Annotated in this window: 22 protein-coding genes; 7 read left to right on the top strand and 15 right to left on the bottom strand. The window is 30.4% G+C overall.

Going from position 1 to position 26,433, the window contains the following annotated elements:
- Positions 1–127 precede the first annotated feature (127 nt).
- The gene (locus L1S46_RS16165; protein WP_238900434.1) at positions 128–1,186 is read right to left on the bottom strand and encodes a cell wall-binding protein; all 1,059 of its coding nucleotides are present in this window, start codon (positions 1,184–1,186) and stop codon (positions 128–130) included.
- Between the two features lie 349 nt (positions 1,187–1,535).
- Here L1S46_RS16165 and glgX point away from each other — a divergent pair, with 349 nt between their 5' ends.
- Positions 1,536–3,716, top strand: coding sequence for a glycogen debranching protein GlgX (gene glgX / locus L1S46_RS16160; protein WP_238900433.1), 2,181 nt, complete (start codon positions 1,536–1,538; stop codon positions 3,714–3,716).
- 135 nt (positions 3,717–3,851) lie between these two features.
- Positions 3,852–5,843, top strand: a complete 1,992-nt coding sequence (locus L1S46_RS16155) for a fructose-1,6-bisphosphatase (RefSeq protein ID WP_238900432.1) — start codon at positions 3,852–3,854, stop codon at positions 5,841–5,843.
- Between the two features lie 54 nt (positions 5,844–5,897).
- On the opposite strand, the gene L1S46_RS16150 is transcribed toward L1S46_RS16155, so the two are convergent.
- Entirely contained in the window at positions 5,898–6,647 is a 750-nt protein-coding gene (locus tag L1S46_RS16150; protein ID WP_077830245.1) for a DeoR/GlpR family DNA-binding transcription regulator, read from the bottom strand.
- Positions 6,648–6,894: 247 nt separating this feature from the next.
- Between L1S46_RS16150 and L1S46_RS16145 the strand changes: the two genes are divergently transcribed.
- Positions 6,895–7,734 (top strand): HAD-IIB family hydrolase, encoded by an 840-nt coding sequence (locus tag L1S46_RS16145; protein WP_238900431.1) that lies wholly within the window; start codon positions 6,895–6,897, stop codon positions 7,732–7,734.
- Between the two features lie 100 nt (positions 7,735–7,834).
- On the opposite strand, the gene L1S46_RS16140 is transcribed toward L1S46_RS16145, so the two are convergent.
- Positions 7,835–8,773 (bottom strand): GTP-binding protein, encoded by a 939-nt coding sequence (locus tag L1S46_RS16140; RefSeq protein WP_238900430.1) that lies wholly within the window; start codon positions 8,771–8,773, stop codon positions 7,835–7,837.
- 252 nt (positions 8,774–9,025) lie between these two features.
- On the opposite strand from L1S46_RS16140, the gene L1S46_RS16135 reads away from it, so the two are divergent.
- A complete protein-coding gene (locus L1S46_RS16135; RefSeq protein WP_238900429.1) occupies positions 9,026–9,190 on the top strand; it encodes a hypothetical protein in 165 nt (54 codons plus the stop codon).
- A gap of 774 nt (positions 9,191–9,964) precedes the next feature.
- On the opposite strand, the gene L1S46_RS16130 is transcribed toward L1S46_RS16135, so the two are convergent.
- On the bottom strand, positions 9,965–11,065 hold the full coding sequence (locus L1S46_RS16130; RefSeq protein WP_238900428.1) for a CobW family GTP-binding protein: 1,101 nt from the start codon (positions 11,063–11,065) through the stop codon (positions 9,965–9,967).
- Between the two features lie 223 nt (positions 11,066–11,288).
- Here L1S46_RS16130 and L1S46_RS16125 point away from each other — a divergent pair, with 223 nt between their 5' ends.
- Positions 11,289–12,254 carry a DUF523 and DUF1722 domain-containing protein gene (locus L1S46_RS16125; protein ID WP_238900427.1) on the top strand — a complete coding sequence of 322 codons (966 nt, stop codon included), beginning with the start codon at positions 11,289–11,291 and terminating at the stop codon, positions 12,252–12,254.
- A gap of 113 nt (positions 12,255–12,367) precedes the next feature.
- Here the strand turns inward: L1S46_RS16125 and msrB are convergent, their stop codons facing one another.
- From msrB to L1S46_RS16100, 5 genes are all read right to left on the bottom strand, one after another.
- The gene (gene msrB / locus L1S46_RS16120) at positions 12,368–12,817 is read right to left on the bottom strand and encodes a peptide-methionine (R)-S-oxide reductase MsrB (RefSeq protein WP_077831656.1); all 450 of its coding nucleotides are present in this window, start codon (positions 12,815–12,817) and stop codon (positions 12,368–12,370) included.
- Positions 12,818–12,974: 157 nt separating this feature from the next.
- Positions 12,975–15,920 carry an EAL domain-containing protein gene (locus tag L1S46_RS16115; RefSeq protein ID WP_238900426.1) on the bottom strand — a complete coding sequence of 982 codons (2,946 nt, stop codon included), beginning with the start codon at positions 15,918–15,920 and terminating at the stop codon, positions 12,975–12,977.
- A 439-nt stretch (positions 15,921–16,359) separates the two neighbouring features.
- The gene (locus tag L1S46_RS16110; RefSeq protein ID WP_077831858.1) at positions 16,360–17,382 is read right to left on the bottom strand and encodes a 2-keto-3-deoxygluconate permease; all 1,023 of its coding nucleotides are present in this window, start codon (positions 17,380–17,382) and stop codon (positions 16,360–16,362) included.
- Between the two features lie 478 nt (positions 17,383–17,860).
- The gene (gene kduI / locus L1S46_RS16105; protein WP_238900425.1) at positions 17,861–18,697 is read right to left on the bottom strand and encodes a 5-dehydro-4-deoxy-D-glucuronate isomerase; all 837 of its coding nucleotides are present in this window, start codon (positions 18,695–18,697) and stop codon (positions 17,861–17,863) included.
- 271 nt (positions 18,698–18,968) lie between these two features.
- Positions 18,969–19,967 carry a LacI family DNA-binding transcriptional regulator gene (locus tag L1S46_RS16100; RefSeq protein ID WP_238900424.1) on the bottom strand — a complete coding sequence of 333 codons (999 nt, stop codon included), beginning with the start codon at positions 19,965–19,967 and terminating at the stop codon, positions 18,969–18,971.
- 335 nt (positions 19,968–20,302) lie between these two features.
- Between L1S46_RS16100 and L1S46_RS16095 the strand changes: the two genes are divergently transcribed.
- Positions 20,303–20,692: a NusG domain II-containing protein gene (locus tag L1S46_RS16095; protein WP_012058670.1), complete on the top strand. Its 390-nt coding sequence runs from the start codon at positions 20,303–20,305 to the stop codon at positions 20,690–20,692.
- Positions 20,685–21,215 carry a Gx transporter family protein gene (locus tag L1S46_RS16090; RefSeq protein ID WP_238861472.1) on the top strand — a complete coding sequence of 177 codons (531 nt, stop codon included), beginning with the start codon at positions 20,685–20,687 and terminating at the stop codon, positions 21,213–21,215. The genes L1S46_RS16095 and L1S46_RS16090 overlap by 8 nt, the downstream gene beginning before the upstream one ends.
- Positions 21,216–21,381: 166 nt before the next feature.
- Here the strand turns inward: L1S46_RS16090 and rnfB are convergent, their stop codons facing one another.
- The 6 genes from rnfB to rsxC are packed head-to-tail and all read right to left on the bottom strand — an operon-like array spanning position 21,382 to position 26,390.
- Positions 21,382–22,233, bottom strand: coding sequence for an RnfABCDGE type electron transport complex subunit B (gene rnfB, locus L1S46_RS16085; RefSeq protein WP_017211713.1), 852 nt, complete (start codon positions 22,231–22,233; stop codon positions 21,382–21,384).
- 18 nt (positions 22,234–22,251) lie between these two features.
- Entirely contained in the window at positions 22,252–22,827 is a 576-nt protein-coding gene (locus tag L1S46_RS16080) for an RnfABCDGE type electron transport complex subunit A (RefSeq protein WP_012058667.1), read from the bottom strand.
- Positions 22,827–23,450 (bottom strand): electron transport complex subunit RsxE, encoded by a 624-nt coding sequence (rsxE, locus tag L1S46_RS16075; protein ID WP_077831465.1) that lies wholly within the window; start codon positions 23,448–23,450, stop codon positions 22,827–22,829. The genes L1S46_RS16080 and rsxE overlap by 1 nt, the downstream gene beginning before the upstream one ends.
- A 1-nt stretch (position 23,451) precedes the next feature.
- Positions 23,452–24,018, bottom strand: a complete 567-nt coding sequence (locus L1S46_RS16070; RefSeq protein WP_012058665.1) for an RnfABCDGE type electron transport complex subunit G — start codon at positions 24,016–24,018, stop codon at positions 23,452–23,454.
- Between the two features lie 4 nt (positions 24,019–24,022).
- On the bottom strand, positions 24,023–25,060 hold the full coding sequence (locus L1S46_RS16065; RefSeq protein WP_238900423.1) for an RnfABCDGE type electron transport complex subunit D: 1,038 nt from the start codon (positions 25,058–25,060) through the stop codon (positions 24,023–24,025).
- Positions 25,061–25,076: 16 nt separating this feature from the next.
- On the bottom strand, positions 25,077–26,390 hold the full coding sequence (gene rsxC / locus L1S46_RS16060; protein ID WP_238900422.1) for an electron transport complex subunit RsxC: 1,314 nt from the start codon (positions 26,388–26,390) through the stop codon (positions 25,077–25,079).
- Positions 26,391–26,433 lie beyond the last annotated feature (43 nt).

The following is a 26,433-nucleotide window of genomic DNA, read 5'->3' as shown; positions in this document are numbered from 1 at the left end:
ATTACTACTTATATAAATTCCTCAATTCTTCTATTTGAGTTTATATTTTAATTCAACATTAAATATATATTAAAATTAACTTAACAACCATAAAAATATAAATTTTATGCATTATCAGTATAGAAAATTATTCAGTAACTACTACATCAAATGAAGTCTTGGTTCCATTAACATTTATTGTAATAGTAGTTTTTCCTGCTTTGTATGCGATAACTGTTGGATGAATCTCTTTAAAAAATCCATCCTCCAAACTTAAATTTATTCCTGAAACGGCAACACTATCATCTTCACTCTTAGACAATGCTATTAAATTAGGAAATGATGAACTTTTATCATCTACACTACTTACTTTTATCATTCCTAAATCTATAGCTTGATTAGTTCTACAATATAAAGTGTTTCCATTAATAGTTGCCTTTGGTTTGGTATTGTCTAATTTGTAACCTGTTCCATCTTCAATTCTTACTCCATCCTTTTCTGGGTCATCTGAATTGACATCAGTTATAGTAAACATATTATTATCATCTAATTTAACTTCATAATTCTCTGTAGTTGATTTAGTAGTCAGTGCATATTCTGGACATAAATTATAATTTTTGTCACTAAGACATTCTATAACTTTGCCATCATCTCCTAAGCTATATTTTCTGCCACTTTCTGACGTATATTCGCCTTTTTGCAACACACCATTTTCATCAAAAATATATATATTACCATCTATATTCCATACACCTTTTAAATAATAGCTATCTTGAATTTTAAAATACGTATTTCCGTTTTCATTAAACAAGCTAAAATCTGGGGTTGTACTCATTTTTTCCTCTGAAGGAGGTCTGCTAATGTTCATATTAACATTTTTATTAGGAAGAGCATTATTTATCCATTTCCCATTATTATCAAGCTCATAATCCTTACCTTTAATTGATGTTTTACCAGATGCCATAGCGCCGTTATCCTGTAAATAATACCACCAAACCTTATCTAAAATCCATCCAGTCTTCATATAACCATCATTACCAAAATAGTACCATGATCCATTTATTTGTTTCCAGCCAGTACTATAAGATTTTCCTTCCTCATACCACCAACCAGTATTATTATGCTTCCATTCTGCTGAAACTTCTTTTGGTATTGCAGAAACTACCGCTGCTACAATAAGTAAACTGTAAATTATTTTTTTAGTCATCTATTTCCCCCTCATTCCCAAATCTTATAGTGTATATAGTTTCTCCATTTGTTTTATACAAAACATTCTTCATTTTGTTTATTATCTATAATATATTACCCTTCATCAGAGATTATTTTTTATATAACCAATTTTGTGCAATTAATAGCTTATATGAAAATTATACCACAACTTAAATATCTTAATCCCATATTTCTAACTTAATTAGTTTAAAACATGTAAATTGGAATCTTAATACAACAATTTAAGTAATAATTAAATAATGATTTCATTCACTGATTCAAATCATATTCGTTCTAATATAATAAAAGTAAGAGGATCCTAATAATATCAAGGAGGAAAATATATTATGGATACTTCTAAATTTTCAATTGCTGAGAATATAGAACTAGATATAAATACCTTAAAAAATACTGTAAATTTCGATGAATTTGTAAAAACACTCCAGAAAAATTTAATCCCCACGGACGAATTTGAGGGATTTAAAATTCGCCCTGGATTTTATCTAGAAAATGGTGCAGTAGTTATACCATGGGGTGTTAACTTCACTATCCACTCTCAGAACGCAACATCATGTAAACTACTCTTATTTAAGACTGCTATGTGTGAACCTTATGCTGTCATTCCTTTTCCTGAATATTATCGAATAGGTAATGTATACTCTATGATAGTACTTGGATTAGATATTGAAGAATTCGAATATGCATATAGTGTTGACGGTCCATATATACCTGAAAGAGGATTAGTTTTTGATAGTAGTAAATTTTTACTTGATCCCTACTCAAAAGCAATTGCTGGGCAAAGTGTATGGGGAACAAAAACACTATGTGGAAATCAATATAAATCAAGAGTTGTCTCTAATGATTTTGATTGGGGCAACAGTAAAAGGCCTTTAATTCATATGAAAGATTTGATTATTTACGAGTTACATGTAAGGGGCTTTACTAAGCATCCATCGTCAGAAGTTAATTATCCTGGAACATTTGCCGGATTAGCCGAAAAGATTCCTTATTTTAAAGAGCTTGGAATCAATGCAGTAGAACTTATGCCAATTTTTGAATTTGATGAAATGCTTGATGCACGATATGTTAGAGGTAATTTGCTTTGTGATTATTGGGGTTATAATCCTGTGTGTTTCTTTGCTCCAAACACCAGTTACACTGCTGGAATTGAACGTAATAAAGAAGGTGATGAACTGAAGTCTTTGATAAAGAAATTTCATGAAGATGGAATAGAGGTTATTTTAGATGTTGTTTTTAACCATACTGCTGAAGGCAATGAATATGGCCCATATATATCTTTTAAGGGGTTTGATAATAATGTTTATTACATGCTTACACCAGATGGTAAATATTATAATTTTAGCGGATGTGGAAATACTTTAAATTGCAATCACCCAATTGTTCATAGAATGATTTTAGATTGCCTTCGTTACTGGGTTACAGAATATCGCGTTGACGGATTCAGATTTGATTTAGCTTCAATCCTCGGTAGAAACGAAGATGGATCACCAATGAATAATCCTCCACTATTGCAAAGCCTAGCATTTGATCCTATTCTTGCAAATACAAAATTGATAGCTGAAGCATGGGATGCAGGTGGATTATATCAAGTCGGCAGTTTTCCATCTTGGAAAAGATGGTGTGAATGGAATGGAAAATATAGAGATGATATTCGCAGGTTTCTAAAGGGTGATTCAGGGTTAGCTGCCACTGTTGCTGAAAGAATTACCGGATCTTATGACCTCTATAATCCAGATATAAGAGGAAAAAATGCTTCAGTAAACTTTATTACATGCCATGATGGATTCACTTTATATGACTTATATTCTTATAATGATAAACACAATGAAGAAAATGGTTGGAATAACACAGATGGTGAGAACAACAATAATAGTTGGAATTGTGGTACTGAAGGAGAAACTGACGATGAAAATATAATAAAGTTGCGAAGAAAGCTAATAAAAAATGCTTGTGCTGTTCTTCTTTCTAGCCAAGGAGCGCCAATGCTTTTATCTGGAGATGAATTTGGAAATACACAGTTTGGAAATAACAATCCATATTGTCAGGATAATGAAATTTCATGGTTAAACTGGAGTCTTCTATATAAGAATCATGATTTATTTACTTTCTTTAAGAATATGATTTATTTTCGAAAACGGCATCCTGCTATTAAAGACAGAATTGAAGAATCACGATGTGGCTTACCTCCTGTTAGTAAACATGGTATAGAGCCTTGGTATTTAGATCCATCAGATAGTACTAGAACTGTTGGGATAATGTTTGCAGGATGGAATAAAAAAGAAAAAGAAGATGACATTGTGTACCTATGCATCAATGCACATTGGGAAACGCAATATATAAAATTACCTGAGCTCCCTATATATTTAGAATGGCGAATCGCTGTAAATACATCCATGCCTTCTGGAGAAGACATTAGCGATTCAATTGACCAGATGCTCCAAGTTGGAGAGACACTTGAAATAGAACCTAGATCTGTTATGATTCTTGTTGGTATAAGTAAAATATAAATTTATAGGATGATAAGAGCTTGATTCACTTTAAGCTCTTATTTTATTAATATTATTGTTTATTATCAAACCTTCTTCTATAATTTAATTAGTTATAGAAGATATTATCTTAATAGCAACAAAGGAGATGTAATAATGAAAAAATACGATCTATCAACTAATGAAATATCTGACAACTTACGATATTTAGAGTTGCTTTCTAAACAATATCCGACAATCAACGAAGCTTCTACTGAAATAATAAATCTGCAGGCAATTTTAAATTTGCCAAAAGGAACTGAACATTTTCTAACTGATATCCACGGAGAGTATGAGCCTTTTATTCATGTATTAAAAAACGCATCAGGGGTCATAAAAAGAAAAATTGAAGATCTTTTTGGTAATAGCTTGATGCAAAGTGAGAAAAAAAGTTTAGCAACCCTTATATATTATCCTGAGCAAAAACTAGAGATAGTATTGAAGCAAGAAGAAAACATAGATGATTGGTACAAAATAAATTTATACAGGTTAATTGAAATATGCAGATACGTTTCTTCTAAATATACACGTTCAAAAGTAAGAAAGGCTCTTCCAAAAGATTTTACTTACATAATAGAAGAGCTCTTACATGAACAGCCTAAAGGAATAGATAAATATGAATATTATGAACAAATTATTAGAACTATTATAGACACAGATAGATCAAAGGAATTTATAGTTGCTCTTTCTAAATTGATACAAAGACTTGTTATAGACAGACTTCATATTTTAGGGGATATATTCGATAGAGGTCCCGGTGCCGATATTATTATGGATACTTTAGTTGAATATCATTCTGTTGACATCCAATGGGGAAATCATGATATCTTATGGATGGGTGCTGCCTGTGGTTCAGACGTATGTATTGCTAATGTTATAAAAAATTCTCTAAAGTATGCTAACTTGGATACTTTAGAAAATGGATACGGAATTAACCTTCTCCCTCTAGCAACTTTTTCTATGGATTTTTATAAGGATCATCCCTGTAATATCTTCTTGCCTAAGATGGATTGTGATAAAAAATACAGCATTAATGAAATTAATTTAATAGCTCAAATGCACAAAGCTATAGCTATAATATTATTTAAACTCGAAGGTCAGGTGATTTTAAGGCATCCTGAATTTAATATGAATCATAGGCTTTTATTAAATAAAATTAATTATGCTGAAGGAACCATTAACTTAAACGGTAAAACGCATAAATTGAAAGATTCATTTTTTCCTACTATAGACCCTAAAAATCCATATGAACTTACTTATGATGAGAAAGAATTAATCGATAAGTTAAAAACCTCTTTTATTAATAGCGATAAGTATAATAAGCATGTTCGATTCCTATATTCAAATGGAAGTTTATATTTAAAATTTAATTCCAATTTACTATATCATGGATTCATACCATTAAATGAAGATGGAAGCTTTAAAAAAGTCAAAATAGCTGATAAAGAATATAAAGGTAAAGAACTTTTAGACAAATTGGATATGCTAGCAAGAGAGGCCTATTTTTCAAAAGACAAGGCTGATTCTGATAATAAAGAAGATATAATGTGGTATTTGTGGTGTGGTGCTTCTTCGCCATTATTTGGTAAGGATAGAATGACAATATTTGAACAGTATTTTATTGAAGAAAAAGAAACTCATTATGAAAGGAAAGATCCCTATTTTAGCTTAAGAGATAATGAGGATATCTGCAAAAAAATACTAAATGAATTTGGGCTTAGTTCACCAGAATCTCATATAATAAATGGCCACATGCCCGTTGAAGAAAAAAATGGAGAAAGTCCTATAAAAGCAAATGGAACTCTACTAGTTATAGATGGAGGTTTTTCAAAAGCATATCAGCCCAAAACTGGACTAGCTGGATATACGTTAATATATAACTCTTTTGGGCTTCAGTTAGTATCTCATCAGCCATTTGAATCCACCGAAGCAGCCATAAAAGAAGAGACTGACATATTATCCACAACTCTCTTACTAGAGCAAGTTGTAAATAGGAAAAGAGTTGAAGATACTGATGTAGGTGTAACTCTCAAGCAGCAAATAGATGACTTAAAGATGCTTCTTAACGCTTACAGAAAAGGGCTAATAAAGCAGCAAAATAAAATTTAATTAAGCTAAATGAGAATAAATTACGTAAATAATTTATTCTCATTTTCTATAAGATCACACTATTTCAATAACAGTTCCTGAGTCTTTCATTCTTTTTTCTATATTCTCAGGCGGCTCTTTTGTAGTTATTAATAAATCTATTCTATCAAATGAAATAGCTTTAAACGTGCTGGAATTGAAGAACTTTTCACTATCAGCTATAACACATACAAAAGTACTTCTTTCTGCTACCTTTCTCTTTATATATGAATCCTCAAAATCAACTACATAAATTCCATCTTCACTAATTGCTGCAGCACCTAAAAATGCTATATCAAAATGTATATCTTCGATTTGATTTATTGTGCCACTGCCATATAAAAAACGATTTTTACGTTGCAATTTTCCACCTAATAAATGAACATCACATTTTTTTTCAGCAAGTATTTCCATGTTATCTAAAGAATGCGTATATATAGAGATATCATCCTCAACACACTGACATAACGCTTCAATGGTAGTAGACACATCAAAGAAACATACTTGATTTGTTGAAACATATTTAGCTGCATATTTACCCAATTTTATTTTTTCTTCTGAATTTATAGATAAGCGGCTCTTATAATCCTTAATTTCAGTTCTTATAGATGGCACTGCAATTCCTCCATGAGTTCGAATAGCAACTCCTTCTTCTACTAATCTAACAATGTCTCTTCTAGCAGTATCCCTTGATATATTAAATGTTTCCATTATTTCTTTATTAGATAACACAGTTTTTTCTCTAAGTATATTTAATATTTCATATAATCTTTCTTCTTGATACATAAAATGTCCTTTCACTTCTAACTATCTTTTAATTACATACTATAATAAATTATATTTTAAAATAGTCATTTGTCAATTTTTTCATGAATGTCAGCACTCATGAACTTTAATGGATTTATATATCCTTATTTTCCTTGAATTGACAGCTTTCTTATGCTAAACTCACAATATATAAATTACTGTAATATAAATTCTCTTAATACTTATTTTACAGAAATCTTCTATCTTATATAAAGGGGTGCAATAAATGAATAAAAGAACATTATATGTAACAGATTTAGATGGTACCTTATTAAATTCTAATGGAGAAGTTTCACAAACATCACTAAAAATCTTAAAGAAACAAATAGAAAAAGGTACATTGTTTAGTATTGCAACTGCACGAAACCTTCAGGCTGCAAAAAGATTGATAAGTGAAATTCCAATTAACATTCCTATCATATTAAATAACGGTATAGGATTTTATGATTTAAATAAAGAGCAATATCTAAAAATTAATGAATTTCCAATATCTCAGTTAAATCATCTAATAAAAATATTTGATGAGTATAAAAGTTATGGATTTATGTATGCATTAAAAGATGGAGATATCCACTTCATATACAACAATCTTGATGACCCATCTGATCTTGAGTATTTTGCAGAAAGGCATTTATTATACAAAGGTCGTTGTCATCAATACGATGATTTTGAACAAGTTCCAAAGGATGGGTATACAATTTTATATTTTGTTTTGTATGGTTCTTTTGATCGTATAAAAAATGTTGAAAATTGCATTTTAGATAACCCTATATTAAAATGTGTTCCTAACAAAAATGTATATAAAGATAATTACTTTTTAGATATATTTAGTTCTAAAGCATCTAAGGCCATTGCTATAAAAGAATTAAAGGAACTGATTGACGCAAATGAAGTAATCGCTTTTGGGGATAATTTTAATGACATTGAAATGTTGCAATCTGCAGATCGTTCGTATGTTCCTGAAAATGGAATTTCTGAAGCAAAGGCGGTTGCAACAAGTGTCATCTCAAGCTTCGATGATGATGGAGTTGCAAAGTTTATCGAAAAAGACACCAGTATTAATTAAAAACTTTCAACAAATTTAACAAACAGAAAAAGCAGGTATATTAAGAAAATTTCCAATATACCTGCTTTTATATATTGACTTTATGCCAATGACTAATCTATTAAAAATAAACTAATTCTTCCTCAAGCTTATCTATTTTTTTATAATCTTGAACCACTATATATGGAATCTCCCTTTGTTCTTGCTGTATATATTTTTTATGAATTATACCTTCTAACTCGATCCATTCCTTATCTTTAAAATTAAATACCTTACTTGTTTGACACAGAATACCTAAAAATGATATATCATCTTCACAGCAAGTCATTGCATTTCTGCCAAATGCAAAAACACCTTTAGGATACTTAGGATTGCTATAAGCAAGACCTTTCACTCTTATATTTTTACCTTCGTACTTTTCTGGATATTCTGTTGCATCTAAGTACCAAACCCCATAATCGTAATCTTTAAATTCTATTACTTTCTTATGTATATCAAATGGTAATTCTAAGGGACTATCATCAACCTCGCCATTTTCTAATTCAAACATCATATTTGCTCTTGAATTAATAGCTTTTACACTATTTCTAAATTTCAATTTATTTGTTTTATCGTTGCAACGGTTAAATATAATCAAATCTGAATTCTTAAATTGTTCTATTAATAAAGACTTCATATTACTCATATAACTTTCAAATGTTGATGCATCAATAGTTGTTATAATTTGAGCAATCTCCCATCCATCAGGAAACTTCACATTATCAAAAATGTCAAATTGCCACATTCCATTGTATTCTAAAACAACCTTGGTTGGTTTATATTTCTGATTGAATTCTTTTAATGCTAAATATGTAAATTCTTCTATATTGCTGATGCTAACAATATTTGCATTGTGTTTTTTCAAAAATTCCACTTCATATTCTTCTACACCGTTCTCGCAAACAATTAAAAGAATTTTTTCCCCATCATAAAACTCTGGATCATTAAATATTTCTTTTATAAAAGTAGTCTTACCACTCTCTAAAAAACCAGTAATAAGAAAAACTGGTACATCAGTCATAAATCAATTCCTTCTTTCACTTATTTTTCTAATTAAATGCAACATAATTCTATCTATAAATTTACATTCATAATTTAAGTTTTTTAATATTTCAAAACTTAAATTATTTTTTCTTATGAATTTCTATTGCTAATTCTAAATTTCTTTCCTAATAATTATAAATACTTTATATTTAAATTTCATTTAATGTATATTTTATTTATATTAGTATAACCTACTACATATTAAATTCTATGAAAAGAGGTAATGTCCATGAATAGGAAATTACTACAGGACTATCAAAAAAGAATCTTATGGATAATTAAGGCCTTAGATGAGAAAAATTCTCTAACTATCCCTGAAATCGAAATTGATGAAAGTCCTTCTTCAGATATAAGTCAAAAAAATGTCATAATATCACTAAATAAACTCAAATGAATTTAAATTATTTGAATTTATTAAAGTGAGGAGTTTTATTATAGATACCCAACTTTAAAACTAAATTTATGTGATAACTTACCGAAATCATAAATATTTTGATTCCGAAAAGCTATGAAAATATCACTGAAGGTTCTAAGCAGCAGGTTTTATCCAATTTAGCATGCTCCAACTTTCCTAGGGAAGCTCGACTCATTACATTCGCTGAGGAAGTTCGACAACCCAAAATAAAATTTTGGACTCTCACTTCACAAGCTAAATTGGAACAACCTACAGCTAAGAACCTTTAACACTCATTTTCAAATGTTTTCTTCACAAATATATTTATGATTTCTAGCTAAAAATAATAATTTATATATAGTAAATGTGGAAATATGTTCTCATAATAAATCTAATTAATAATTGGGATATCTATGTAGATAAGCCAATTATAAGTTAAATTTATACTATGAAATATATCCCAACTAGAAATGGGTAATATACTTTTGTGGAATGTTTCATTGGTAATTTTGATGGATGTGATTCTTTGGCTATAAGTTGTTCCAAATGTGCTAGTTCAAAGCTTGTTCTTTGAGGCTAGCACTTTGGGTGCAACTTTATAGCCTTAGAATCACCCATCAGAATTACCTAGAAACTGGAACAAAAGTATATTATTCATTTCGGGGAGTTATATGCATAAGTTCAGGTCTAAGTTTGGTTATCTATATTATCAGTAATTTTCACTCCTCTTCCTTAATCACAATTTTTATATAAATCGAAATATTTAGCTTGTATCTATACATCAAATAATTCTTCTATTTCATTCTTATTTAAATTTGTACCTATAACGCATAACCTTCCTGTATAATCTGCTATTCCTTCACGTACTTCATACTCGCCTGGAACTAAATCAAAGTTTATCCAACCTCCATCTGAGCAAGGGATTATACCTTTAGCACGCAATATAATTCCATAATCAGAAGATTCCGATAAAGTTTTTAATATATTATTTATTTCTACTTTTGAAAACTTTTTTGGTGTTTCCATTCCCCAGCTCGTAAATACTTCATCTGCATGGTGATGATCATGTGAATGATGATCGTGTCCACATCCACACTCATGATCATGAGTATGATGATTATGGTTATGATCATTACAATTACAATCTATATGATGTTCATGATTATCACATTCTTCCTTAGTATGGTTCTTATTATTATTGCAACAGCACTCTTCGCTGTGTTGATGATTTTCAGACTTACTATTCTTTACTTCTACTAAAAGCTCTTTTTCAAGGGACTCTTTCCTTTCCATTGCAGATAGAATTTGCTTTCCATTAATCTCATCCCAGTTTGTTGTTATTATTGTTGCAAAACTGTTGTGTTCTCTTATTTGGGATACACATACTTCTAATTTTTCTTCTGAAATCTTTTGAGTTCGGCTTAAGATAATAGTATTTGCATTTTCAATTTGATTATTAAAAAATTCTCCAAAGTTATCCATATACATTTTGCATTTTACAGCATCAGCAACTGCCGTGAAACTATTAAGTTTAATATCTACTTCGCTTTTTATATTTTCTATTGCCTTAATTACATCTGATAATTTACCAACTCCCGATGGTTCTATTATTATACGTTCTGGTGAATATTTATCTAATGCTTCTTTAAGTGCAACTCCGAAATCTCCAACTAAAGAACAACAAATACATCCTGAATTCATTTCTGTTATTTCAATTCCTGAATTATTTAAAAATCCTCCATCAATTCCTATCTCGCCAAATTCATTTTCAATTATCATAAGCTTTTCACCCTGAAACGCTTCTTCTATTAATTTTTTAATCAAAGTAGTCTTTCCTGCCCCAAGAAACCCTGAAATAATATCTATTTTAGTCATATAAAAAATCCTTTCTATGTAAATATTAATTATATATTTAAAAGTTATTCTTTCTGGAAATATTTAAGGTCGTTTCCAGAAATATTTCATTTTTATCCTACCCTTAAAATCTAATACTGTCAATAATGATAAATCGATGATTTCTCTATTATTGACACTTTTAATGAATTACTTACTTATAAAATGATAATATTATAAGTAAAATGAAAAAAGGAGTGTTTTCATGGGTGATTTATTTAAACCAAATGTATTTTTTAGTAAATGTTTAGGTTTCGAAGCCTGTCGTTACAATGGACAAATGATAACTGATGCATTTGTTGAAAAATTGAAACCTTTTGTTAATATTATAAATGTTTGTCCAGAAACTTCTATAGGACTTAAAGTTCCACGACCAACAATTAGAGTTGTCTCTGAAAATAATGAATTGAAATTATATGAGCCTAAAGAAGGAAAAGAATTCACAAAAGAAATGGTTGAGTTTTCAGAATCATATTTGAAAAATTTAAGTAATATAGACGGTTTTCTCTTAAAAAGCGGTTCACCTTCCTGTGGACATAAAAATGTAAAAATTTATAATGGCACAGCTAAGGTTACAGGAAGCACAAGAGGTGCCGGAATATTTGGAAATAAGATTAAAGAAAAATTTCCTTATATACCAATAGAAGATGAAGGCAGATTACATAATTATAGAATTCGAGATAATTTTCTTACAAGAATTTTTATTAATGCAGATTTTAGAAAAGTCAAGGAATCTAATTCACTTAATGAATTAATACATTTTCAATGTAGAAATAAATTACTACTCATGGCAAATAGCCAAAAGTATACTAAAATCTTAGGTAGAATTACAGCAAATGGTGAAAATAATGATATAAAAAGTATTATAGCTGAATATGAGAAGAATTTGAATTTGGCATTTGAAAAACTTCCTAAGTATACAAATAATATAAATGTTCTAATGCATGCTATGGGATATTTTTCAAAATACATAACTAATGAAGAAACTCAATTATTACTTGATTCCTTAGAAAAATACAAGATGAAAAAACTTACAATAATGTCTCCTATGCTTTTAGTCAAATCCTATGTAGTTAGATTTAATATTGATTACCTTTTGGAACAAACTTATTTTAATCCTTACCCAGAAGATTTGATTGTATTAGAAGATTCAGAAAAGATAGAAATATAATTCAATTTTTGATTAAATTTTAACGGCGATACATTTACCGCCGTTAAAAAATATTAGCTTTATTGATTCTCTTAAAGTTACTTATAATTAATATCATGATGATGATACTACTATTATAGTATCTTATCTAAATATTCTTCATAACCTTCTTCCTTCATCTTGTCTTTTGGGATAAACTTAAGTGCTGCTGAGTTTATACAGTATCTTAAACCTCCCATATCTTCGGGTCCATCAGTAAATACATGTCCTAGATGTGCATCACCAGTACTGCTTCGAACCTCCGTTCTTACCATGCCATGACTTTTATCCATTTTTTCTTTTATTACCTTTCTATCTATTGGCTTGGAAAATGCAGGCCAGCCACACCCAGAGTTGAATTTATCGGTTGATACAAACAATGGCTCACCCGTAGTTATATCTACATAAATCCCCTTTTCAAACTGATTATCATATTCATTAGAAAATGGAGCTTCTGTACCATTTTCTTGTGTAATTCTATATTGTTCATCTGTCAGACTCATCTTTAATTCTTCATTGGATTTTTTTACATATTCTTGATTCATTTGTTTCCTCCCTGTTCTCTTTTGAAATTATTTATTTCTGTATACTTATTAATATTATGTGACAAATGAATAATACAAATTCATTTATAGGAATCTTATACTTATATGTGACCCTTATATTTTAACACCTTAAATGTAATCATACTTATTCACTTTTCTATTTTTCTAGTAATTCTTCAAGTTGATTAGCAAGAAGAGGTTTGCTAAAATAATACCCTTGAATATAATCACATTTCATTCTTTCAAGTATTAAAAGCTGACCTTCAGTCTCAACTCCTTCAGCAATAACTTTTAATTCCATACTATGTGCCATTTGAATAATATTTTTTATAATCGCTTCTTCTTTCTTATTTGAAGAAATATTGTCTATAAATGATTTATCAATCTTTAATGTATTTATAGGAATTCTTCTAAGATAGCTTAATGATGAATATCCCGTGCCAAAGTCATCAAGCGCAATTCTAATTCCCATGTCCATTAATTTCTTTAATATTCCAATACTAGAATCAAATGATTTCATAAGAACAGTTTCAGTAATCTCAAGTTCAATCATATTCGGATTAACAGATGAACTTTCAATAATTTCTTTAACATTATCTAAGAAATTTGTCTCTTGTAAATCAACTGATGAGATGTTAACGCTTATGCTATTAAATTTATAGCCTGCTTCAAACCACTTAGCACTTTGTCTGCAAGATTCCTTAAGCACCCATAAAGTTAATTGTGTGATATATCCACATTCCTCTGCTATTGGAATAAACTCTGCAGGGGATATAAAACCAAGTTCCCTACTATTTAATCTAAGTAATGCTTCAAAGCCAAATATTTTATTAGCCTGTAAATCATACTGAGGTTGATAGTTGATGATAAGTTCATTATTATCAACTGCCGTCCTTAATATTCTTTCTATGCTAGTCTTTCGTTCAAGACTTAGATACATTTCTGGATCGAAAAGTGAAAATCTATTTTTACCTAATTCCTTTGCCCTGTACATAGCGGCATCTGCATTTCTTAAAATTGTACTACTATCCCTTCCATCTTTAGGATACAAAGCTATTCCAACACTTGCAGTTATATACATATGCTTGTTATCAATTTTAAATACTTTATCGAACAAACCTAATAGCTTGTTTGCATAAGTTTGTATTTCGTCTTCTTTTGAATCAGGATGAAGTAATATAAATTCATCTCCACCAAGTCTAGATATTGTATCTTTTTCTTCAATTAAATTTTCAAACTGTTTTGCTAAACTTATTAGCAATTTATCGCCATACTCGTGTCCCATAGTATCATTTATATTCTTAAAATTATCTAGATCTATAAAAAATACAATTCCTTGTTTATTGGCGTAATTAGATAATTGTAGTTGTTCATTTAGCCTATTCATAAACAATGTCCTATTAGGAAGTTTTGTTAAAGAATCATAAAACGCCATGAATTTTATTCTATCCTCTGAAATCTTTCTTTCAGAAATATCTCTAATAGAACCAGTTATTTTTATAACTTTTCCTTCAGAATTTCTTAACGCTTTACCACAAGAGAGAATCCAAACGTACGAACTGCTCTTAGTTCTTATTCTAAATTCAGAGCTATAAACATCTGTAAGCTGATTAATATGATTTTTGAAATCTTTTTTCACTTTATCAAGATCATCTGAATGAACATTCTCATACACAAAGTTTCTCAAATTATTTATCTCATCCAACTTGTATCCAGTAATATCAATTAATTTATCAGAAGCAAAGAATATATCTGTAACTAAATTCCATTCCCAAATCGAGTCATTTGCACATTCTAGTGCGAGTTTGTATTTTTCTTCACTAACTCTAAGTGCTTCCTCATTTTGTTGTAATTCGTTATATTGTACTCTTAATTCTTCTTCTGTCGCCAGCAATTCCTCATAAACTGATGATAATTCCTCATAGCTTGAACGTAACTTACCAATCATCAAATTGAAAGATCTTCCTAATTTTCCAAACTCGTCATTTGAATTAATACTAGCTTTTACTGATAAATCCCCATTTCCAGCCGCTTGCATTAAAGAAACTAATTCTGTAATCGGTTTTGTTACCTTCTTAGTAACAATGAGTGTAACGAAAATAGCAAGAAATGAAACACCCACTGTTATCATAATTATTAAATATCCCATCTTGCTAGCTTTGCTTTCCAATTCACTTTTTGGTATAACTGAAGCCATCTTCCAACCAGTATCCTTACATGTATAAACATTAACTAAAACAGGATCTCCATTTATATAAGTTTCAAAACTTCCATTATCCAAATCTATAAATTTATCATAGTTATCAAATGAAAATTTTGAAGCTTCATCTGTTTGAGAATATGTATAACCTAACTGATTTAAATGTAAGATATTTTTAAAGTTTAAATCTATATCTGGGTGAGCTAACATAGTTCCATCTTTTAAATAAAGAAAAACATAGCCTGTATCTCCAATCCTAATATTTCTTATTATTTCAGATAACTTTTCCAAACTTAAATCTATACCCATAACTCCAACAATGCTTCCATCTTCATTTTTTACTGTTGTTGACGCACTTATAATTACATTTTTGGAATTATCAACTGCCGAAACGTATGGATCTGAAATTACCACTTCATCTTGATTTGATAATGCCAAAGAATACCATGGTCTTGTCCTTGGATCAAATGTATTAGTACTTAATCCATCAGGCCATTGAATATATCCTCCCCATTTAGTACCAATGTACACATAAGTTGTTTCTGGATGAGATGTTCCATAAGCCTCAAGCACATTATATATAGTACTCTCTATCCCAGGTATTTGTTTTGAATATTTTTTATTTATCGCAATATCAGGAATATTAAATAGAGCTGAAATAGATTGGTCTGCTTTTTTTGCATCTGAATAAGTTGCAAGAAACTTAGCATTGTACTTTATTTGCCCTAACATGTTAGAAAAGTTGTTATCAACCTGCACCATTTGGGCTTTAGCGCTTGAAAATAGATGCTCTTTAAGGGATTTATACATATAATTATAAGTTATTAGTGCAATTGGAATAGATATAGACAATATAATTCCTACAAAATAAAAGAATAGTTTTAATCTAAAAGTAAGCTTCATAGCAATGCTCCTTGATTATTTAATTTGTATATTTTCTAATTTAGGACCTTTTTCACTAATATAAAAATCAATGCTAGATAATGATATTAATATATATTTTACCATTTATACTTAATAATTTCAATTCTTTAGCTACCTATCTTCATACTGATAAATTATAGCTCTCTTAATTGAAATCTATATGTTGAAATCGAATTTCTATATTTTGTCCTAACTAAGTACTTATCTAACCAAAATTTTAACTATAAATTTATGATCACAATATATATATAATTTTTTCTGTATTAAATACCCAAACTATCCAATCAACCTTTTTTAAGTTATACCCTCAAGGAGTACCTCGTCCACTGATTTTACTGGAATATAAATTTCTAAAGAATAAAAAGGCTGCAGGCCAAATCTATGCCTACAGCTTTTGAATAAATTTATTTAACATCTTTTATGCAGAAATTTCACTTAAACTACTCTTAACTTCTTTATTTTTATTATACTTAGATGGCTTAATTGGTAATCCCTTAGCCCGTGCTCTTTTTTCAAACCACATAGTTACAATAGGAGTTAATATTGATGTTACTAATACACTTGTTGCGATAATTGCTGTAGCTGAAGCTGCAACTGGTTCAAATTGTGCATTTGCTTGTGCTATAGCATAAGGAACCGCAACAGCAGCACCAGCAGTTGATGATGCTGCCCAACCTGCAACACCATCAGATCCGGTTAAATATCTATCAATAAGGGATAATAATCCACCTGAAAGTGCTACCACTGCAACTCCCATTATAATTCCCATAAATCCTGATTGAATAATCATCCCAAAGTTTAAGCTAAATCCTAAAGTAAATGCAAAAAATGGAATCAAAGCCGGAACAACTGGAGCAAACATTTTACGAAAATCATGATCCAAAGTTCCAAGAGCAATACCCAATGCAAAAGGAATCAATGTAGAAACTAATGTTTGCCAAGGAAATGAGGCAATTCCTGCAATACCCATAGCCACCATTGTCATGAAAGGTCCAGATTCTATACTTATAAACGGAAATCCAGCAGCATCTTCTTTTCTTCCAAGAGTCGTCATTAATGCTAGATAAAGCCCACCATTTGTCTCATTAAATGCAGCAATAACTGCTAAAACTGAAAGTCCAGATAAGATTCCTGTTTGTATTCCATTAGCCGGAAGTATATGGGACATTAGTACTCCTAATAATGAAGCAAATAAAACCTTTCCTATTAATAATGAAATGCCTTTCTTTGCAATATAACCTGATGTCCGTAGATCAATAGTTGTTCCTATGCAGAAAAAAAATATGAATAGAATAACAGATGTTCCAGTTAAAAAATTACCCGTAAATCCTCCAAAAAACTTATTAACATCTGGTGAAAGCGTTTTAAGTAATGTTCCAAGAAATAAAGGCACTATCATTAAACCTCCAGGAACTTTCTCAATATTTTGTTTAATTTTCATAATAACAACTCCTTAAATACTATAGTTTAACTCTCATAACTGTTTCATTTGTATTGATATACTCATAACACAACATTATTCATACTAATCTTTTTGTAAAAACCACCAAAATAAATTCCATTAGATTTAAGTCATCACAACGTTTTCAATGACTATATAACTAGTTTACTTATATATTGCTATATTTTCATCCCTCCTTTAACTTACTATATTTTAAATTTATTTCTACATTAAAAATACCAACCTATCATTTGTATTTAAATTTTTATAGTATCGTATGTGCAATAGTTTTAAGATAATCATACATGTACTATGGTATTTTCTTAAAACTATCCTTCCATAATAAAGTTTCTGCGTTTAACTATTACCATATTAGTTAGAACTATGTCTCATCATTTTTAAACCATATAATTATAACTGCAATTTAGTAATTAGTATGCAGAAACTTGTTCTTTTGATTATGTTAGTATTAATTATATTATTTCAAGTCTTGGATTCTTATGTTATCCATATCATCAAATGTTATATTCTCTCCACACATTCCCCATATAAATGAATAATTCTGAGTTCCAATGCCTGAATGAATTGACCAGCTTGGTGAAATTACTGCTTGCTCATTCTTCATTACTATATGCCTTGTTTCTTGTCCTTCACCCATAAAATGAATTACTGCTTGATCTTCAGGTACATCAAGATATAAATATACTTCCATACGTCTTTCATGAGTATGACATGGCATTGTATTCCATCCACTTCCTGGCTCAAGTATTGTTAATCCCATTACTAATTGACAGCTTTCACATACTGCAGGATGAATATATTGGTTTATTGTTCTTTTATTCATGTTTATTTCATCGCCACATTTTATCTTATTAGCTTTTTCTAAATCTATTTTTACTGTTGGATATGATTTAAGCGCTGGTGCAGAATTTATATAAAACTTAGCTGGATTTTTTCCATCAGCTGATTTGAATTCTATATTTTTAGTGCCTTGTCCAACATATAATCCATCTCTATAATTTAGATTATATTCTACTCCATCCGCTATAATTGTTCCTTCTCCACCTACATTAATAACTCCAAGTTCTCTTCTTTCCAAAAAGTAACCTGTTCCTAATTCTTTAGACGCTCCAAGCTTTAATGCTTCTTTTACTGGTGTAATTCCTCCAAATATGATCCTATCATTATGGCTATAAACTAAATTCACTTCTCCATCTACAAATACTTTCTCAACTAAATAGTGTTTTCTTAAAGTTTCTGTATCATAGCGTTTAGAGTCTTCTGGATGATTTGAGTATCGAATTTCCATTTTCATAATATTCTCTCCTTATAATTTTTAGGCACACGTGTTCCTAATTGAGTAAAAAAATATTCAAAGTTTATATATACATTTTATCAAGAAGGTTTTACTAAAATTCCCAACCTTAATATTATGTAATTCCTTTGCACACGTGTTCCCTATTTCTTAATACAAGTATATACGCTTATGTAAATATTTGCAATAGTTTTTTATTCTCATTTTGAATTAAATTTTAAAGCTATAGTGAGGAAAACTTTTGCTTCACTATAGCTTTATATAATTTATTCTAATCTAAATCTTTAATTGAATTACCTAGTTCCAATTCTGATTCTATATATATTTTCTTAGTTGTTATATCTCGTTCATTATTTAGCAATCTTAAAAGTAAGTCAGTGGCAATTCTTGCTATTTCTCCCATAGGCCTTTTAATTGTTGTAATACTTGGAGTAATAAATCTGCCAATTTCATTCCCATCAAATCCTAGTATTGAAATATCTTCTGGAACCCTTAATCCATGCTCTGTAATAGCTTTTATTGCCCCAGTTGCCATTTCATCATTAAAAGCAAATATAGCTGAAAACTTTTCATTCATTTCTATTAATTCATTAGCTTTTTCATATCCACTTTTGACAGTAAAGTTCCCATTTAGCACCAGATTTTTGTCCAATTTAATATTATAGTTATTGAAAGCTTTTAAGTATCCCTCTCGCCTCATTTTAGTTGAATCGAAATTGATTGCTCCTTCTATTATTGCAATATCCTTATGACCATTTTTTATTAATTCCTCTACTCCCTTATACACCCCAACACTCTCATCTGTATATACATTTATAACATCATGATTTACCTTTCTATTTATGACTACAATAGGTATCTCTTTCTCTAATATTTCTCTAATAAAATCATCATCATCTATTTTTTGACTTACTACTAGTATTCCATCATAATTTTTAGGATTTATAGTATTTTTTTCATACATATCTATTCCTTTAACAATGACATTATACTTTTTGTCTATATTCTTGTACACATTATTTATAACAGTTTGAAATACAAATGGTGAGGTTCCATTACTTATAGTTGAAAAAAATACACCAATATTATAAGCTTTATCTATCTTTAAACTCCTCGCATTCATATTAGGAATATAGTTTAGCTCTTTAACTGCATTAAGTACCGCCTCTTTGGTCTTTTCATTTACAGATTTAGATCCAGTCAGTACTCTTGAAACAGTTGAATGTGATATTCCTAGTGCTTTCGCTATATCTTTAATCGTAGTAGCCATATTAATCCTCCAAATTTTTAATAAATAAAGCGCTTTTATCTCTAGCAAAGAATTAATTTTTAGTACGCAAATATAGCTAGAGGTTATAAATAATTTCTTTTACGCTCAATAATTACACACGTGTTCACAATCTTGTTTATTATTTTATAGCAGTAATTAGTAAATTACAAGCTTTGTGAGTATTTTTAATACTCAGGATACGTTATATTGTTTAAAACTTATATAATTAATTTCTTGATTTAAAAATTAACTTAATATACAATATTAACCATAATATATTTTAAAATTTTTGTCAAAAATGTATAATAAATTTATAGATTAAAGAAGGAAATAATATGTTTAAAAAATGGGATATAATTATAATAGTTATTCTACTATGTATATCACTTATTCCTGAACTTGTTTTTGGGGTAATAATGGGCAAACATTACAATGGAACATATGCTGAGATAACTATAGACGGTAAATTTTATAAGAAAATCAACCTATCTGAGCATAGAGGTGAGGACCAAATAGATATTAAAACTTCATACGGTGATAATATAATAGACGTCAAAGATAAATCTATTAAAGTAATAGATGCCGATTGCAAGGATAAAATATGCGTTAGATCTGGATTTATATCAGAACCAGGCCAAATTATAGTTTGTCTTCCACATAAACTTATGATTGAAATAAAAAGCAGTGATATAATGGCAAACAGTTTGAGGTGTTTAAATGAATAAAACTTTTCGTATAGTATTTATAGGTATTCTAGTATCACAAGCTTTGGCTTTGTATACAATTGAAAGTATGATTCCCGTTCCATTTATTGCACCTGGTGCAAAACTTGGGTTAACTAATTTAATTACTGTCATAGCATTATACATATTGAATAATAAAAAAGATGTTTTTTTAATTATAATATTAAGGCTTCTTCTTTCAACTATGTTTGGTGGAAATCTCTCTACACTTATGTATGGTGCTGCTGGAGCGTTGCTTAGTTTTTATATAATGCTTTTCGTAAAAAATATTTGGAAAGATAAAGTTAGTATAATAGGTGTAAGTGCTGCTGGAGCATTTTTCCACAATGTAGGACAATTAATTGTAGCCGCAATTATAGTTCAAAATATTGCAGTTACACTTTATTTACCAATTTTATCTATAGCCGGAATTGGTACAGGTATTTTTATTGGTATAACTTCTAATTTTATATTCAAACATATGTCCAAGCTTCCTTTCTTTAATGATTTAAATATTAGTCAATGAGTTTTATCACTATTAATAATAAAAATTCTCTCATACGTTTACTACAATGCCCCACTAATTACAAAATGTATAGCCAGTAGAAATGCACATTTTTTCATCTCTACTGGCTATACATTTAATAAATATTTTATATTAAACCATAATTTAATATAAAATACTGTAAATTTTAAATTGTAACTTTTACTGTGTCTGAATTTTTATTAGCAATTAATTCATTCGCAACTTTTATTGCTCCTGTTGGACATTTTGCCAAACATGTTGCTTCACTACATTTTTCAGCACATATTTTCTGATCCACCACTGCGAGATTATTTTGAACTTGAATAGCTCCATAGCTACAATTCTTTGCACAAAGTCCACAGCCTATACAAGCAGCACTACATAACTTTCTAGCAATAGCTCCCTTATCTTTTGAATTACAATCAACTTTTACTCTAGCATTTATTGATATCATTTGAATGACATTTTTAGGACATGATTCTTCACACTTACCACAACCAGTACATTTTTTTCTATTAACAACTGGAAGTCCATTTTCTCCCATTGTCATAGCTCCAAAAGGACAACTGCTTACGCAAGTCCCAAATCCAATACATCCATGCTTACATCCTTTTGGTCCTCCTTGTATTAGGCTTGCCGCCTTACAATCATGAACTCCTTTGTATTTATAACTTAATGCTGCTTTTTCACTTGTTCCTTTGCATCTAACATGAGCTATTCTTGGTTCCACTTCTTCTGCTTTTTTACCTGTAATTTCTGCTACAAGTTTTGCTACAGCATCCTTTCCTGGAACGCATAAATTAGGAGGAACATCATCTTTCATAACTACTGCTTCTGCATATGCTGCACATCCTGCATAGCCGCATGCACCACATTGTCCTTTAGGAAGAATATCTTCTACTTCATGAATTAGTGGATTCACCTCCATAGCAAATTTTCTATTTGCAAATGCTAAGATAAAACCAAAAACCGCACCTATTCCTCCAAGGACCACTAAAACCATTATAACAGTAAACATAATCTTTACTCATCTCCTTTATATCATTCCTGAAAATCCCAAGAATGCCAATGCCAACATACCTGCTAATATAAAAGCAACTCCTGTTCCTTCTAGTGGTTTTGGCACATCTGCATAAACCAGCTTTTCTCTTAAACTTGCCATAAGTACTAAGGCCAGTGCAAATCCCATTCCTGATCCAATTGAGAACACTACACTTTTTACAAACGAGTAGTTTGACTCAACACTTAATAATGGAACTGATAATACAATACAGTTTGTTGCTATTAAAAGAAGATATATTCCCCACATGCTGTATAATGTAGGTGCTTGTTTCTTTATAATTAATTCTAATAATTGCACAAAACTTGCTATAAGTATTACGAAAACAATAGTTGTTAAGAATGTCAAATGATATGGCAAAAGTACAAAATTATATACAACCCATGCTAACATTGAACTTAGAGTTATAACAGAGGTAACTGCCATTCCCATGCCTATTGATGCATCTAAACTTTTAGAAACTCCAAAAAATATACAAAGCCCAACAAATTTTGTTAAAACAAAATTATTTACAAGTAACGCACCTATAAACAATGTAAAATACTCTCTCATTATGCTTCACTTCCTTCTATTTTTTTAGCTTCTTTATGTGCATTGTGGAGCTTTATTGCTCCTATCATGTAACCTATTAGTATAAATGCACCAGCTGGTAGTATCATAATTAAAGGCGCGTTGTACCATGGGCCTAGTATTTTAAACCCAAGAATTGATCCACTTCCTAAAAGCTCTCTTATTACAGATATTGAAAGCATAGCTAATGTAAAACCACATCCCATTCCAAATCCATCTAAGAATGATGGAAACACTTTATTTTTTGATGCGAATACCTCTGCTCTTGCAAGTATTATAGCAAAAACAACTACTAAGTCTAAATAAATACCAAGAGCACTATATAATTCAGGTGATATTGCCTGCAATGCAAGTTCTACAACGGTAACTATAGTAGCTATAAATGTAATATAAACTGGTACTCTAACCTTTGGGTTTACAAATTTTCTTGTAAGCGATACAACTACGTTATTGCTTGTAATAACGAAGGTTACACATAAGCCCATAGTAAAACCATTGATCACTGATGATGTAACAGCTAATGCAGGACAAAGACTTAAGCATAACATAAATATTGGATTTTCATCGTACAAACCCTTGCTAAAAATTTTCCACTTTTCCTTCATATTATTTACCTCCTGCAAACTCTGTTACTTCATGCACAGCATTTTTGACAGCTAATGTTACAGCTCTAGATGAAATGGTTGCGCCTGTCATAGCTTGAATATCATCCTTATCAGACGCATCTTTTGTTACAGTTAAATTTGCTTCTTTTTTTCCTTTAAATTGACTTCTAAAAGGTTCTTTTGAAGCATTATCTCCTAGACCTGGAGTTTCATTATGTGCTAGTATCTTATAATCTATTACTTCTCCTGCTGGTGTAATAGCTACAAGCATTTTAATTTCTCCACCATATCCTCTGCTTTCTCCTGGAACTACATATGCAATTACTTTACCGCCTTTTTCGGCTGTAAACCAATCGGCCTTATCCGGAACAGCCTTGAAATTATCGGCATCACTAACTAATGCTCTCATAGATTCTTGTTTTGATATTTCTCTCTTTTCAGATGCAATCGGTGCCGTAACATAATATACTAGTCCTATTATTAAACCAGATGCCAAGCAAGTTATTATTAAATTTATCGCTATCTGAAAAATAGAATACTCCTTATTAATAGCATGTTCATTGGACATTTTACTACCCCCTTGCTCCAAATTGTTTTGGCTTTACAAAACGATCTATTAGTGGTGTTACAGCATTCATAAGTAAAAGCGAATAGCAAACGCCTTCTGGATAACCACCTATTAATCTAATTAATGATGTTATTAGTCCAGCTCCCACTGCAAAAATTATTTGCCCTTTTAAAGTTATAGGTGCTGTAACCATATCTGTTGCCATAAAAAATGCACCTATAATTAATCCTCCAGCCATCATATGGAAAATAGGATCACCACTAAATAAACCTGAAGGTCCGAAAATCCATGTTATCATTCCTACTGTTCCTATCATGCATACAGGAACTTGCCATTTTATATATCCCTTATATATAAGATACGCGCCTCCAATTATAAGAAGTATTGTTGAAGTTTCTCCTGCGCTTCCATTTCTTGTGCCAATAAACATAGCTTTATACAATTCTGTATTGCCACCAAAAGTTTCAATCAATTTAGAATATCCTTGTTGTTTTAATATGTTCAATGGTGTAGCAGAGCTAACAACATCTACTGAAGTTGTCATCTTTGTCCATGTTGTCATTGCAACTGGCCAAGATACCATTAATGCTGCTCTTCCGATATGAGCTGGATTAAAAATATTATATCCAAGCCCACCCATAGAATGCTTAGCTATTACTATGGCTACAAACGAACCCGCTATTATCATATAAACAGGTAACGTTGGGGACACACACATAGCTAGCAATAAGCCAGTTAAAAATGCACTTCCGTCAAATGCTGTGATCTTCTTTTTACGGAATTTTTGAACCAAATATTCAAAAGCAACTGCTGAAGCTGCACCAACAACTAAGTTAATTAATGCAGGGATACCAAAATAATATATAGAAAAAATAGCAGCTGGTGCTAATGCTATGTTTACATTCCACATTATCTTTGAGATTGATTCATCACAACGAATATGTGGAGATGCTGATACAGTAAAACTATTTTCCTGTGTATCAGCTTCTTTTGCTTTAATTCCTTGCACTTTACTTTCTTGTACTCCAATTTCGGAACTCATTTTACCCCTTCTTCCTTTACTTTTTTTGTGCCATTGCTAAATTTTGTGATTTTGAATATTTTATATACTGAACTATGTTACGTTTTGCAGGACATGTATAAACACAACTTCCACATTCAATACAATTTAGCAAATTATATTCTTCTTTGGCCTCTTTAAATTTATGACGTTCACCTAATATGCTTAGCATACTTGGGATTAGACCCATAGGACACGCCTCAACACATCTTCCACATCTTATACAAGGGGACTCCTCACCAGAATTTATGGCATCTTTACTTAATGCTAGAATTCCAGATACACCTTTAATTACAGGAACATCTAATGAAAATTGAGCCATTCCCATCATAGGCCCTCCCATAATTAGCTTCTCTGGCGTTTTGCTAAATCCACCACAATAACTTATGGCTTCTTTAAAACTTGTTCCTATTCTTAGTAATAGATTTTTAGGTTCCTTAATTGCATCTCCTGAAACAGTAGTAACTCTTTGAATTATTGGAATGCCATTTACTACTGCATCATAAATAGCTATAACTGTACCAACATTTTGTACAACAACTCCAACATCCATAGGCAATCCACCCGATGGAACTTCTCGACTTGTAAGCACTTTTATAAGCATCTTTTCTGCACCTTGAGGATACTTTGTAGGTAGAGCTACAATGTCAACTGATGTACCCTTAAATGCTTCTTTCATAACTTTTACTGCTTCTGGTTTATTATCTTCTATTCCTATAATTCCTTTGCTAACTCCTAGTGTTTTCATAACTATCTTAACTCCAGTTACTATACGGTCAGCATATTCAATCATCATTCTATAGTCTGCTGTCAAGTATGGCTCACATTCAGCAGCATTTACGATAAATGTATCAACTTCCTTGTTTGGAGAAAGTTTAACGTGTGTAGGAAATGTAGCACCACCCATTCCAACTATTCCAGCATTTTTTATGATATCAAGAACTTCTTTCTTCTCAAGATTTTCCCAATCTCGTTCTAATGGTATTCCATCGACCCATTCGTCTAACCCATCACTTTTAATAACAACTGATAAGCATTTTACTAACGATGTATGTGGCATTTCTGCAATACTTGTAACTTTTCCTGATATTGATGAATGTATTGGACTATGCATAAATGCTTCACTAGTTGCTATGACCTGTCCTTTTTTTACTATATCCCCAACTTTAACTATAGGTGTACATTGTGCTCCAATATGTTGGCTCATAGGAATAGTTACTGTTTCAGGTAATGGTGGTAACTCAATGGCCTTATCAGAAGTATACTTTTTACTGTCTTTCGGATGAATTCCTCCGAGAAAACTTTTTAACATTAATAATCGCCTCACAAACCTCTTAAGAATAAATTATTTACAA

Source organism: Clostridium sp. YIM B02500, from assembly GCF_022324665.1.
Taxonomy (GTDB): Bacteria; Bacillota; Clostridia; order Clostridiales; family Clostridiaceae; genus Clostridium; species Clostridium beijerinckii.
The sequence above is the reverse complement of the archived record's forward strand: the minus strand, read 5'-3'. Positions and strand labels throughout refer to the sequence as shown.